Here is a 13,245-nt window from a genome sequence, read left to right on the forward strand (position 1 = left end):
GTTAGACCACGAAGTGGCGGCGAAGCAGGCGGTTGACGTCGCTCGCCGCCTCTACGTTGAGGATATGTGAACCGGGGCTAATCACCTGCAACATCGAAGGCCCACCAACGCCATCGGCGATGGCCTCGAGCTCTGCAGGTGGGGTGCCTTGGTCATTAGCACCGGCGATGGCCAGCACGGGGGCGGAGATATTGCTGAGCTGATCGCTGAAATCAAAGTCTGCCAAGGCTTCGCAGCAGCGGATATAGCCGGTGTCATCGGTTTGGGCGAGCATACGACGAAACGCCGCCACGGTGGCGAGATGTTGCTCGGCATAGTTGGGGGTGAACCAGCGGGCCACAATATCGTCTGCCAGAGCCTTGGTGCCTCGTTCCTTGGCAATCCTGATTCGCTTGGCCCAGACTTCCGGGTCTGCGAAATTGGCGGAGGTGCACATCAGCACGGTGCGGGTCACTCGCTCGGAGTTTGCTGCGAGGTATTGGGCCACTGCGCCGCCAAGGGAAAGGCCCACCACCCCGAAGTGGCGAACGCCCAGGGCGTCGAGGGTATCGAGCACGTCATTGGCCATGTCCTGGATGGTGCAGGGCTTATCAATGACTTTGGATTCGCCGTGCCCGCGGTGATCGAGGGCGATCACGTGGTGGGTGGGGGCGAAGGCATCGAGCTGAGGGGTCCACATTTGCGCGGTGGATCCGATGGAACCCAAAAAGACGATGGTTTTTGGGTTGCCATAGCCGAATTGCAGGCTGTGAAGAATAGCCATGAGGAACCTCCTAGTGTGTGTTGCTAGGCAACCCTACACCGTCACCTGCGGCCTGAACTCCTGGTACTTGAATTGTCGCTCGCGAGCAGCGGCGAAGGTGGAGCCAAGCAGGAAGAGCACCAGGATGCCAACCAGCACCGCAAGCGAGATCCACATGCGGTGATCCACGGAGAGATCGGTGTCGAAGATCATCTGGCGCATCAGGTTCACTGAGTAGGTCATCGGGTCGAAGGTGTGGAACCAACGAAGTGGCGCCGGCTGTGTTTCTGCTGGGTAGAGACCACCGGAGGAGACCATCTGCAGCGTCATCAGCGCCATGCCCAAGGTGCGTCCAAGAGCGACACCAAAGATGGCGTTGAGCCCCTGGGCAATGGCCATCGCCGTCATGGACCATAAGTACATTGCCGCCAGCAGCCCGAGGCCGCGGTGTGCTTCGAGCCCGAGGGCGAAGTGCTGCACCAAGTACATCACGGTGGCTTGCGCCAGGCCGATGATGACGGTGGGCAGGAAGGAGGCCATCACCACCTTGAAGGGGGCGGCGCCGGATTCGATCACGCGGCGCTGCAGCGGGCGGAACACCATGTAGGTGGTGGTTGCGCCCACGAAAAGGCCCATCGAGATGAAAATCGGCGCGAGGCCCATACCGGAGAGTGGCAGGCCGGGGTTGGTGCTGGTGGCTTGTTCTGGCTTGTCTTCATCGCCATTAGCTACCTGCAGGGCCAACTGGGAGCCATCGGTGCCTAATTCCACCAGGCCATCAGAAAGCATGGAGGCGGCCACCACCATGCGGTCGGTGCCTTCGGCGAGTTGCGTGGTGCCGTCGGCGAGCTGGCGGGTGCCTACGGTGAGTTGTTCGGAGGCGTCGAAAAGCTGCTGGGTGCCGTTTTTCAGCCTGTCGGTACCGCCTTGGACCTTGATCAAACCGCCGCGATACTCAGCCTGCGGATCAAGCAATTGGCGCTGAACCTCGGCTGCACCGGCGGCCAGGAGCTGGAGTTTTTCTAGGGATTCGGGGTCTTGGCCTTCTTTAATCGCATCGATGAGGCCTTTGGTTTGATCGGCCAGCCTCATGGCCTCAGGTGTGCCGATCTCGCGCAAGCCAGTATCAATATCCACCAGCGCGGAGGCCAGGAGCTTTTGCTTGCCGGCTAGTTGCTCGGCATTTTCCTGCACCTGGCGCACGCCATCGGCGACCTCTCCGGCGCCGCCACCAAGCTTGTCGGTGGCGCCTTGAAGCTGCTTCAAACCATCTGCAAGTGCACCGACGCCATCATTGGCCTCGCCCACACCGTCTTTGAGCTGCACGCTGCCATCGGCAAGCTGATGCGCTCCAGCGTCGAGGCGATCAATGCCTTCTGCAATGGACCACGTTCCCTCCGCCGCGGAAGGGTTCTCTGGAGGGGCAGCGGGGTCGGGCACAGTGGAGTAGCCAACGAGCAACCTGGCGGTGACTTGGGAACCGAGCAGGCTATCGATGTTTTTCACCACGTTGCTCACAATGGTATTGCCCATCACGGCACCGAGGTAGCCATTGGCGTTATTAAACACCGCCGTGAGCGTGGTGCGATCAGGAGTGCCAGTCTCCTGGGCCGTCGCCACTGCCTGCGAGAAGTCCTTGGGCACCTCGATGGCGAAATAGTAGGTGCCGTCCTTCACGCCCTTTAAGGCTTCATCGGGATCGACCTGCTTGAATTCCACGCGCCCGGAGTCGATGAGGGTATCGACCACATTTTGGCCAACGTTGGCGTCTTGGCCATTAATTTTTGCGCCCTCATCGGAATTCACCAGGGCAACGGGGAGATCTTTCACCCTGGACGCCGGATCCCAATAGGACCACACAAATAGGCCACCAAACAGCAGGGGAATCAAAATGAGCACGAACACAGTGGCCAGGGGGAATTTACCCGTGCCAAAGCGGCGAAGCTCAGATCCGATATGAAAGAGGTTCATGTGCGTGGTCCATTAAATCTTGGAGGGAATTGGGAAGCTTGTCGACGCTTCGGTGGTGCAACGATCTGCGGTTTTGGCTTTTGGAACTCGCCATCACTTCGGTGCCGCTGCGATCCCGTGCGCTCACCCGAACTACGCCGATAATCCAGCCGCGGCTTTTGAAAACTCGGCACGTCGATCTGCTTTTTTGCCCGCGAAGTGCTCGGAGGTGCTTCGATTTGTGGCGGGGCCTGGAAAGCCTCGCCGAGGGGATTGTTGTCTAGATCAATGAAGTGATCGCACAGCTCCCGGTCGAGCGCATTGGTGCTTAAGACCACCACGGCCATCTTTTCGGCTACGCCTTTGAGCCTTTGCAGCAATTCGCGCCTTAAAGCGACATTGCGCACCCCATCAATGTCATTGACTAAGAGCACCGAGGCTTCCGGGCGGGCGATCAGTGCTAAGACGATGCGAAGCTGAAAGGATTCCAAGGGGTTGAGGGATGCAGGCGCGGTGGTTTTGGCTTGCTCGTCTTCGAGGTGGAAATCCAGCAGCTTGGCGGCCTGCTGGTAGCGGTCGATCTGGCTGAGCTCTTTGGGCACCTGCTGCCACCAGTGCGAGGTCCACACCACCTGTTCGCGCACGATGCTGCGAATTGGTACGCGCGGCTCGATGGAATCCACTTCTGGAACGCCGGCTAGGGCAATGCTTTTTTGAATGACCTTCTTATTGCTCAGCCGCTTATGTCCGCTGCGCACGAGCACTTCGCCGCTTTTGCTGGCCAGCCTGCCGCCGATGGTCATGGCCAGGGTGGCTGCATCGAGCAGGGGATTGCAGTGGATGAGGCTGAGGCCGGGAAGGATGTCTAAATCGGGCACTGAGTCGCCGTTGACCAACACGAGCTCGCGGGTTTGGAGGACTGCGTGCATCTTCGAGGGTGATGTGCGTTGTCGATCCATAATTCCTCTCGAGAGGTCAAGGGCTGTGGTATCTGGTGACATGCTACTCGCCAACCCCCGATTTTCAGAACTTCTAAGGTGGGCAAAAGCATTGTTTTGGCATGCAAAAGCCCCGCCGAGGCGGGGCTAGAGCACAGTGAAGGCTAGTGCTGCACGGCCTTTTCCACACCGACACCGGTGAGGGATCGAACCTGCATCTCCGAGGCCTTGCCCTCGAAGTTATCGGGCTTACCAATGAAGGTGCCAACGATGCCGAGGATGAAGCCCATGGGGATGGCGATGATGGAGGGGTTGGTCAGCGGGAACCAGGCAAAGTCGATGTTCTCGCCCAAGAAGGAGGTAGGAGTACCAGAGACAGCGGGTGAGAAGATAATCAAGATCACGCTGGTCAGCAGACCGCCGTAGATGGAGAACACTGCGCCGGTGGTGTTGAAGCGCTTCCAGTACAGCGAGTACAAGATGGTGGGCAGGTTGGCCGAGGCCGCGATGCCGAAGGCGAGTGCCACCAGGAATGCAATGTTTTGGCCGATGGCGCCGATGCCCAGCACGATGGCGAGCACGCCGATGACCACCACGGTGATGCGAGAAACGCGAACCTGCTCTTCTTCAGTTGCCTGGCCGTGGCGGATCACGGAGTTATAAATATCGTGGGCCACCGAGGCCGAGGCGGTAATGGCCAGGCCTGCCACCACAGCGAGGATGGTGGCGAATGCGATTGCAGAGATGCAAGCCATGAAGATGGTGCCACCAACTTCTGCAGAGAGCAGCAGCACAGCGGAGTTCACGCCACCTGGGGCGTTCTTGATGGCCTCGCTGCCGACCAGGGCGGCTGCGCCGTAGCCCATCACCACGGTCAAGAGGAAGAACAGTGCCACGATGGCGATGGTCCAGGTAACTGAACGACGTGCCTCGCGTGCGGTGGGCACGGTGTAGAAGCGCATGAGCACGTGCGGAAGGCCAGACGTACCGAAGACCAAGGCCATGCCGAGGGAGATGAAGTCGAGCTTGGTCAGCTCGTTCTTGCCGTATTTCAGGCCAGGGCCCAAGACGCGGTCGCCGTCGGGGTGATTCGCTACAGCCTGCGAAAGCACCTCGTTAAATCCGCCGCGAACTGCGAAGAAGGTCAGCAGGGCGATCACGATGGAGCCACCAACGAGCAAGACGGCCTTAATCATCTGCACATAGGTGGTGCCCTTCATGCCACCGACGAGCACGTAGACGATCATGAGCACGCCGACGATAGCCACCACGCCGGATTGCGCGGCACGGCCCTGGATGCCAAGGAGCAGGGCGACAAGGCCACCTGCGCCGGCCATCTGTGCGATGAGGTAGAACAGCGAGATCGACAGGGTGGAGATAGCCGCAGCCATGCGCACGGGGCGCTGCTTGAGGCGGAAGGAGAGCACGTCGGCCATGGTGAAGCGGCCGGTGTTGCGAAGCGGCTCTGCTACGAGCACTAAGGCCACGAGCAGTGCGATGAGGAAGCCAACGGAGTAGAGGAAGCCATCGTAGCCGTAGAGGGCGATGGCGCCGGTCACGCCGAGGAAGGCTGCGGCGGAAAGGTAGTCGCCGGAGATGGCGAGGCCGTTTTGCCAACCGGAGAAGCTGGCGCCGCCGGTGTAGAAGTCGGAGCCTTTTTGGGAGGTCTTGCGAGTAGCCCTCACCACCACCGTCATGGTGACGACGATGAAGAGGACGAAGATGCCGATATTGAGTAAGGGGTTGCCGGTATCGACGGTTTCTGAGGCTGCCAGGTGAGCTGTGTGCATGGTTTAGGCCTCCTGTTCCATCTGCTGGCGGATCTTGGCGGTTTCGGGATCGAGTTTGTTATCAGCGAATCGGACATAGGCCCAGGTGATTAGGCCTGCGGTTGCGAATTGTGCAAGGCCGAGGATCATGCCGATATTGATGACGCCGATCACGGGGGTGGTGACGAAGTCATAGGCGTAGGTGGCCACCACGATGTAGAAGAGGTACCAGGCCAAGAAGGCGATGGTGACGGGGAAGGCGAAGCCGCGGAAGGTCTTGCGGAGGTGTTGGAAGTCATCAGACTTTTCCACCGCAATGAATTCCGCTTCGGTTGGCACTCGCTTGCGGGAGTGAGATTGAGAGTTCATAAGAGGCTCGAGAGGTCAGTCGGCCCGCCTGGGCGGGGTTTGGTCAAAAGAGGTTGGCGGCTGACTTCAGTGGTCGAGGTTGAACCTGCGGCCAGCTGCTTGCAAAGAAACGTACTGAGCAAATGCCGAGCCCGCGGGAAATCTGTGAAACCGGGGTATTGCAAAATTAGCAAAACGCTGTGAACAGCAGGTTTGCAGAGCCAGTGTTACCCCCGTGGGTGTAACCTGGGGTAGTGATTTAAAGCACCTTTAGCGAGTAACTATCGCGCAAGACACACAAAAACTGGGGTGAGAAGGTGTGTGATTGTGGCTCATGGGGTGCAAGGGGTTGGATTATTTTTATGCAGCGTTGCTGAAATTGACATGCAAAAGCCGGGTACGCACAGTGCGTACCCGGCTTTTAGGCTTGAGGGATTACTTGCCCTCGACGCTCACAACACCGGTGTTGGTGTTCAGGAAGTCGGAGGAGCCGAAGTCGGAGGAGCCGAAGTCGGAGGAACCGAGGTTGAGGTCACCGAAGGAAGAACCGAAGTTCAGGTCGCCCACGTTCTCAGGGCCGTTGATGGTGAACAGGTTGGAAAGGTCAACGTCCGGGAGGGAGGTCTGAAGCTGAATCAACAGATCCTTGATGGGGGCGTCGACAATCTGCTGAATTTGGAGGAGGAGGTCCATGTGATCTTCCTTCTTAAAAGTGGACTTGTAACGTAAGGAGGTCGGAAAGCGATAAGCCTTCGCTGTTGCTTAAGTAAAGCGCACTTAATCGGATTGTGCAACACTTTGCAGATGAATTTTTGTTTAAATAGTTGTCTAATTATTTGAATTTTGCAGCAGATTATTCAACGCATTTTTAACCCAGTCACCTCACGCCTGTAATCCTCGCCTGTTCGCTTAAGGCGTACACGCCCAAAAATATGCGATGACCTGCAATAACGAAGTGGTCGCCACTGTGAAAGTGGAAAATACGGGATTGCTTCGCCCACGACGGCGTTAGAGTGGGTAGACATTCACGCCCAAGGCCTTTTTTAGGGCCGATGGGGAAAGAAAAAAATTTAAGGGAGCAACCATGTTCGAGCGGTTTACAGACCGAGCCAGGCGCGTGATCGTGCTCGCGCAAGAAGAGGCGCGAGGACTCAACCATAGCTATATCGGCACCGAGCACATCCTGCTCGGACTTATCCACGAAGGCGAAGGCGTTGCCGCCAAGGCCCTAGAATCCATGGGCATTTCGCTAGAAGCGGTGCGCCAAGAAGTAGAAGAGATTATCGGTCACGGCACCGAGGCTCCTGTTGGCCACATTCCTTTTACCCCCCGCGCAAAGAAAGTGCTCGAGCTTTCCCTGCGTGAAGGCCTGCAAATGGGCCACAAATATATCGGTACCGAGTTCCTGCTGCTCGGCCTGATCCGCGAAGGCGATGGCGTGGCTGCCCAGGTGCTGGTCAAACTCGGCGCAGACTTGCCGCGTGTGCGCCAGCAGGTTATTCAGCTTCTCTCCGGCTACGAGGGTGGTGAAAGCCCAGAGTCCGGTGGCCAAGGCGATGCCGTAGGTGCTGGTGCCACCGCCGCTGGTCGCGCATCGCGGGCTACCCAGGCCGGCGAGCGATCCAACTCGCTGGTATTAGATCAATTCGGACGCAACCTCACCCAGGCTGCCAAGGATGGCAAGCTGGATCCGGTTGTTGGTCGCGAACAAGAAATCGAGCGCATCATGCAGGTGCTCTCGCGCCGCACCAAGAACAACCCGGTGCTCATCGGTGAGCCCGGCGTAGGTAAAACTGCCGTAGTTGAAGGCTTGGCATTAGACATCGTCAACGGCAAGGTGCCCGAGACGCTGAAGGATAAGCAGCTTTATACCCTCGACCTTGGCTCCCTGGTAGCCGGTTCCCGTTACCGCGGTGACTTTGAGGAACGCCTGAAGAAGGTGCTCAAGGAAATCAACCAGCGCGGCGATATTATTTTGTTCATCGACGAGATCCACACCCTCGTCGGCGCCGGTGCCGCCGAAGGCGCGATCGATGCTGCCTCACTGCTTAAGCCCAAGCTTGCTCGCGGTGAGCTCCAGACCATCGGTGCCACCACCTTGGATGAGTACCGCAAGCACATTGAAAAAGACGCCGCCCTTGAGCGTCGTTTCCAGCCGGTGCAGGTGCCCGAGCCTTCGGTGGATATGACCATCGAGATCCTAAAAGGTCTGCGCGATCGCTACGAGGCGCACCACCGCGTCTCCATTACCGATGGCGCCCTTGCTGCTGCGGCACAGCTTTCCGATCGCTACATCAACGATCGCTTCCTGCCGGATAAGGCCGTTGACCTTATCGACGAAGCAGGTGCTCGCATGCGCATCAAGCGGATGACCGCACCGGAGTCTGTGCGCAAGGTCGATGACCGTATCGCGGAGGTTCGCCGTGAGAAGGAATCGGCTATCGACGCCCAAGACTTCGAGCTCGCAGCCTCCCTGCGCGATAAGGAACGCCAGCTCAACGAGGAACGCGCCGAGAAGGAACAGCAGTGGCGCTCCGGCGAATTGGTCGACATTGCAGAGGTCGGCGAGGAGCAAATCGCTGAGGTGCTCGGCAACTGGACCGGCATCCCCGTATTCAAGCTCACCGAGGAAGAGTCCTCGCGTCTGCTGCGCATGGAAGATGAGCTGCACAAGCGCATCATTGGCCAAGACGATGCCGTCAAGAGCGTCTCGCGCGCCATCCGCCGTACCCGCGCCGGGTTGAAGGATCCGCGCCGTCCTTCCGGCTCCTTCATCTTCGCCGGGCCTTCCGGTGTGGGTAAGACCGAGCTTTCCAAGGCACTGGCCAACTTCCTCTTCGGTGACGATGATGCACTCATCCAAATCGACATGGGTGAGTTCCACGATCGTTTCACCGCTTCGCGTCTCTTCGGCGCGCCTCCCGGCTACGTCGGCTATGAAGAGGGCGGCCAGCTCACCGAGAAGGTGCGTCGCAAGCCTTTCTCCGTGGTGCTTTTCGACGAGATCGAAAAGGCCCACAAGGAGATCTACAACACCTTGTTGCAGGTGCTTGAAGAGGGCAAGCTTACCGACGGCCAAGGCCGCGTGGTGGACTTTAAGAACACCGTGCTGATCTTCACCTCGAACCTCGGTACCCAGGACATTTCCAAGGCCGTGGGCATGGGCTTTAGCGCCTCCGGTGCCGATGATGAGGCCGGCCAATACGAGCGCATGAAGCAGAAGGTCAATGACGAGCTCAAGAAGCACTTCCGACCTGAGTTCCTCAACCGTATCGACGATATTGTGGTCTTCCACCAGCTCACCCGTGAGCAGATCGTAGAGATGGTTGACCTGCTCGTGTCTCGCGTATCCAAGGCACTGGCACAAAAGGACATGGAGATCGAACTGAGCGATAAGGCCAAGAGCCTCCTGGCTACCCGCGGCTTCGACCCCGTCCTTGGTGCACGACCCTTGCGTCGTACCATTCAGCGCGAGATCGAAGACACCCTCTCCGAGAAGATCCTCTTCGGTGAGGTTGCCGCAGGCGAGGTTGTCTACGTGGATGTCGACGGCTGGGACGGTGAATCGAAGGACACCGACAAGGCCAAGTTCACCTTCACCTCAAGCCCGAAACCGCTTGAAGATCTCGAGCTTGAATCGGAAGAAGTGCTTGAGGCGCAGCAGGCAGTGATCGACGCTGCCGATGATCCAGAGGACGTGCCCGAAAGCTAAGTGAAAAAGACCCAGGCAAAGCCTGGGTCTTTTCTTTTCCTCGCTGTGAAAACCTGCCGTGGTCCTTGGTTAGGATATGGGGGAAAGAAAGGATCGAACGTGGGCATCTTTTTCCGCCAAAGAAAGAAAATTGGCAAAAATAGCTGGCTGAATGTATCCAAGTCGGGCACCTCTGCGAGCACCCGCATTGGGCCAGTGACGCTGAATAGCAGGGGTGGCGTCTACGTTAATCTCCCCGGCGGCCTGCACTATCGCGGACGCTGGAAATAATTAATCCGCCGCACCCCTAGCGATCAGGGCATCTGCGATGGCGCGGGCTCGTCGAATAGCTCGAATCAACACCGGCGTACCAATCGCGGTGATGGAGAAATTCACACCCCGTGCCTTGCGGGCATCAAGCACCTCAAACACGGTGCCGAACATCAAGGGGATCAAGCGGATGGTCAGGGAAATGGCCAGCACAATCTGATCCACCGGCAACCAGCGCTCGAAGGGGCGAAGCGCCCGCTCAAAGGCGTCCATCATCGCCTCAAGGGTGGTGGTGAGCGTAAGCAACGCAGCCAGCATCACCGAGGCCAAAAGCGCACCTGTAATGCCAAGGGCGCGATCCAAGCCATATTGCCACCACTGAAACGCGCACAGCAGGGCGAGCACGGGCAGCGTCATCCAGATCTGGGACCAAGCAATAGCAACGGGAATCCGCGCCAAGGCGTAGAGCGCAATCACCGCGATGATCAGCCCCAAAGCCGCGAGGGCACTATGCACCCAGATGGCGCTGGCCACAATAAAGAGCACCAGGGCAAGAAATTTCGCCCCCGCGGGCATCCGGTGAATGGGGGTGGAGCCTGCAACGTAGACGCCTAGGGGAAGATGCTGCCTATTCATGGCCAACGAGCTTCTTGTACTCGGCGATCACTTCACGCGGGGGTCCGTCGAAGGCCACGCGGTGATCGTGCAAACAAATGGCGCGATCGAAGTCCTCGACAAATTCCAGGTCGTGGGTCACCACAATGAGCTGCTGCTCAAGGGTGGAAAAGATCTGGCGCAGACGATCCCTATTGCGCAGATCCAACAAGGTGGTGGGCTCATCGGCAACGATGAGCTTCGGGTTAATCACCAACACAGCCGCCAGCGCCAGGAGGTGTTTTTGCCCACCGGAGAGCACATGGGGCGATTGCTCCTGCTGCTGCTCTAAACCAAAGCGGTGCAAAATATCTGCCACGCGCTGCTTGCGCTGCTCTGCGGGAAGCTTGAATCTGCGCAATGAAAAGGCAATATCGTCGGCCACGGTGGGCATCACGATCTGATTTTCTGGATCAGAAAACACGAAGCCGACCTCTTTGCGCACCTGCTTTGCGTGCTTGGCTACATCGAGGCCATCGACGCTTACCTGCCCGGAGGTGGGCGAGCCCAAGCCATTGATCAGGCGCACCAAGGTCGATTTACCGCCACCGTTTTCACCGATGATGGCGATGCGCTGTTCTTTGAGCTCCAAGGTGGTGGGCTCAAGTGCTGTGAACTCGCCAAAGCGAACGCACGCCTGTTCAAAGCGGATAATTGGCACGCCTTAGGCCTTCTCGCGCAGGTCGGGGAAGGCCTTATGCACACCGGTGGCAATGGCTACGGCGGCGGCCAGCTTAATCAGGTCAGGGATGATAAAAGGCGCATTGGCTGCCAGCGCAGGGCCAAAGCCCATATCGGCGCGAAGCATCAAGCCGAAGCTGCCGAGCAAATACTGAACGGCCAGACCTGCAACCGCTGCAATGGCGAGCGTGACCACGGCAGAGGTGCCCTTGGTGGCGCGATAGGCAATAGCGCCTGCAACCAGCGCGGCAAACAGGTATCCAACCACGTAGCCAACGGTCGGGCCGGCCAATGCCGCAAGCGTGGAGCGCCCACCCGCGAGCACCGGAATGCCAAGCAGGCCGATAACAAGGAAGAGGGCAGTGGCCAAGAAGCCGCGCTTGGCGCCGAGGATCAGGCCGCTGAGGATCACGATGGCGTTTTGAAGCACAATCGGAACGCCCGCGGCGCCCACGGGGATGGACACAAACGCAAAGACGATGATCAAAGCGGCAAAGACGGCGCAATAGGCGAGGTCTTGCATATTGCTATTTCGAGATGAGGATTTCACCCCAATAGCTTAACGCTGTTCAACTCCATGGCAAGACCCTCCAGCAATAGCCACTGGGCGCACAGTGGTGTCCTGCCTAATGCGGGAGCCTAAAGGTTCCCTGCTCAGTTTGTTCAGCCAGACGATCTTCAATCAATGAAAACAGCGCCCGCGAACGCTGCGCAGCATCAGGCCACACCACGTCGATCTCCTTTTGGCTTAAGGGCTGATCGGCACTACGCAAGGCATCCATGATGAGGCCGCGCACCTGCCTATCGGTGCCCTGGAACTTCTGCTGCCTGCGCTTTTTAGCGGCAAGTTCTTCCTTTGTGGGCATGGGTTTGCCAAGGGCTTGCCATTGGCAGTGTTGGCGCACCGGGCATTGCTCGCAGGAGGGCTTGGGCGTGCACACCAAGGCGCCGAGTTCCATAAGCCCCACCGAAAACACCGGCGCGTCTTGTTCTGGCAATAAGGCTTCTACCTCTTTGAGCTCACGCTTTGAGGCATTGCCTGCTAAGAAGCGGCCGTGGACAAGGCGGCTGAGCACCCTTCGCACATTCGTATCCACCACCGGCACGCGCTGGCCATAGGCAAAGGCCGCGACAGCGCGTGCGGTGTAGTCGCCAATGCCGGGTAGCCCAAGGAGATCATCCACGTCTTCTGGGACCTCGCCGTTGTATTGTTCGCAGATGGTTTGGGCACATTCATGCAGCCTGAGTGCCCTGCGCGGGTAGCCGAGCTTGCCCCACGCCCGCAAAATCTCGGCTCTTGGTGCCGCGGCGAAGTCCGCGGGGGTAGGCCAGCGCCGCATCCAGTCTTGCCAGATGGGCTCCACGCGAGCCACTTGGGTTTGTTGGCTCATTACCTCGCTGAGCAGCACACCCCAGGCGCTGGTGTGGGGATTGCGCCAGACGATGCTGCGAGCATTGGCTCGATACCAGGCGATAATGTCGCGTTCTAAGGGGGCAAAATTCACGAGATTAGAAAGTTTTCCGGTTAAGTCTTAACAAGCAGGGTGCGTGAAGTGCCAGAATACTGTGTATGAGTGCGAATTCTTCTTCTACCCTCTGGAACACGATGTTGGAGGCCAATCAGCGTTTTGCTGAAGGCACACCCGCCCGCCCCAACCAGGACGAAGATCGCCGTGCAGCGCTGCAGGCCGGCCAGAACCCCTATGCGTGCGTGTTTACCTGCTCGGATTCCCGCGTCCCCGCGGAGCTGATTTTCGATGCTGGTCTTGGCGATCTTTTCGTGGTGCGCACCGCAGGCGAGGTGGTAGACACCGGCGTGATGGCCACCTTGGAGTTCGCCGTGGCAGGCCTTGGGGTGGAGCTGCTGGTGATCATGGGCCACCAAAACTGTGGCGCCGTGAAGGCCACCGCCGAGGTATATGAGGGCGCCGATCTTCCTCCTGCGCAGCAGCGCGTGTTGGTAGAGCAGATCCTGCCCAGCATTACCAAGGCCAAGCAGGCTGGGATGCATGATCGTGAGGATTTCGAGCGCCAACATGCTGCGCGTATGGCCGAAAAGATTCTGTCTACTTCCTCGGTGATCCGTGAGGCAGTGGAGGCGGGAAGGCTCAATGTTGTTGCAGCCCGCTACAAGCTTGACGACGCCACCGTGGAAACAGTGGCGGCCTGGTAGATCATTCTTGCAGTAAGCCCGGGGTGTAA

13 protein-coding genes are annotated in these 13,245 nt (G+C 58.6%); 3 read left to right on the forward strand and 10 right to left on the reverse strand.

The features are described from left to right. Nucleotide 1: 1 nt before the first annotated feature. From pcaD to IEU99_RS09175, 6 genes are all read right to left on the reverse strand, one after another. Nucleotides 2-763: a 3-oxoadipate enol-lactonase gene (gene pcaD, locus IEU99_RS09150; protein ID WP_128889204.1), complete on the reverse strand. Its 762-nt coding sequence runs from the start codon at nt 761-763 to the stop codon at nt 2-4. Nucleotides 764-796: 33 nt separating this feature from the next. Further along, entirely contained in the window at nt 797-2,713 is a 1,917-nt protein-coding gene (locus tag IEU99_RS09155) for a YhgE/Pip domain-containing protein (protein ID WP_128889205.1), read from the reverse strand. Then, entirely contained in the window at nt 2,710-3,651 is a 942-nt protein-coding gene (locus IEU99_RS09160) for a hypothetical protein (protein ID WP_128889206.1), read from the reverse strand. Before IEU99_RS09160 ends, IEU99_RS09155 begins: the two co-directional genes overlap by 4 nt. A 143-nt stretch (nt 3,652-3,794) precedes the next feature. Next, nucleotides 3,795-5,420 (reverse strand): monocarboxylic acid transporter, encoded by a 1,626-nt coding sequence (locus tag IEU99_RS09165; protein WP_128889207.1) that lies wholly within the window; start codon nt 5,418-5,420, stop codon nt 3,795-3,797. 3 nt (nt 5,421-5,423) lie between these two features. After that, entirely contained in the window at nt 5,424-5,768 is a 345-nt protein-coding gene (locus IEU99_RS09170) for a DUF485 domain-containing protein (protein ID WP_128889208.1), read from the reverse strand. A gap of 414 nt (nt 5,769-6,182) precedes the next feature. Beyond that, complete coding sequence (locus tag IEU99_RS09175; RefSeq protein WP_128889209.1) at nt 6,183-6,440, reverse strand: hypothetical protein; 258 nt, start codon at nt 6,438-6,440, stop codon at nt 6,183-6,185. 391 nt (nt 6,441-6,831) lie between these two features. Here IEU99_RS09175 and IEU99_RS09180 point away from each other — a divergent pair, with 391 nt between their 5' ends. Then, nucleotides 6,832-9,459 carry an ATP-dependent Clp protease ATP-binding subunit gene (locus tag IEU99_RS09180; protein ID WP_128889210.1) on the forward strand — a complete coding sequence of 876 codons (2,628 nt, stop codon included), beginning with the start codon at nt 6,832-6,834 and terminating at the stop codon, nt 9,457-9,459. A gap of 99 nt (nt 9,460-9,558) precedes the next feature. Then, complete coding sequence (locus IEU99_RS09185) at nt 9,559-9,729, forward strand: DUF4236 domain-containing protein (RefSeq protein ID WP_123959506.1); 171 nt, start codon at nt 9,559-9,561, stop codon at nt 9,727-9,729. On the opposite strand, the gene IEU99_RS09190 is transcribed toward IEU99_RS09185, so the two are convergent. From IEU99_RS09190 to IEU99_RS09205, 4 genes are all read right to left on the reverse strand, one after another. Beyond that, nucleotides 9,730-10,344, reverse strand: a complete 615-nt coding sequence (locus IEU99_RS09190) for a CbiQ family ECF transporter T component (protein WP_128889211.1) — start codon at nt 10,342-10,344, stop codon at nt 9,730-9,732. Beyond that, nucleotides 10,337-11,023 (reverse strand): energy-coupling factor ABC transporter ATP-binding protein, encoded by a 687-nt coding sequence (locus tag IEU99_RS09195; protein ID WP_128889212.1) that lies wholly within the window; start codon nt 11,021-11,023, stop codon nt 10,337-10,339. Before IEU99_RS09195 ends, IEU99_RS09190 begins: the two co-directional genes overlap by 8 nt. A 3-nt stretch (nt 11,024-11,026) precedes the next feature. Next, nucleotides 11,027-11,566, reverse strand: a complete 540-nt coding sequence (locus tag IEU99_RS09200) for a biotin transporter BioY (RefSeq protein WP_128890764.1) — start codon at nt 11,564-11,566, stop codon at nt 11,027-11,029. A gap of 103 nt (nt 11,567-11,669) precedes the next feature. Beyond that, nucleotides 11,670-12,548: an HhH-GPD family protein gene (locus IEU99_RS09205; RefSeq protein ID WP_188358305.1), complete on the reverse strand. Its 879-nt coding sequence runs from the start codon at nt 12,546-12,548 to the stop codon at nt 11,670-11,672. Between the two features lie 65 nt (nt 12,549-12,613). Between IEU99_RS09205 and IEU99_RS09210 the strand changes: the two genes are divergently transcribed. Then, entirely contained in the window at nt 12,614-13,216 is a 603-nt protein-coding gene (locus IEU99_RS09210; RefSeq protein ID WP_128889213.1) for a carbonic anhydrase, read from the forward strand. Nucleotides 13,217-13,245: the final 29 nt, after the last annotated feature.

This window comes from Corynebacterium pelargi (assembly GCF_014635485.1).
In the GTDB taxonomy this organism is placed as follows: domain Bacteria; phylum Actinomycetota; class Actinomycetes; order Mycobacteriales; family Mycobacteriaceae; genus Corynebacterium; species Corynebacterium pelargi.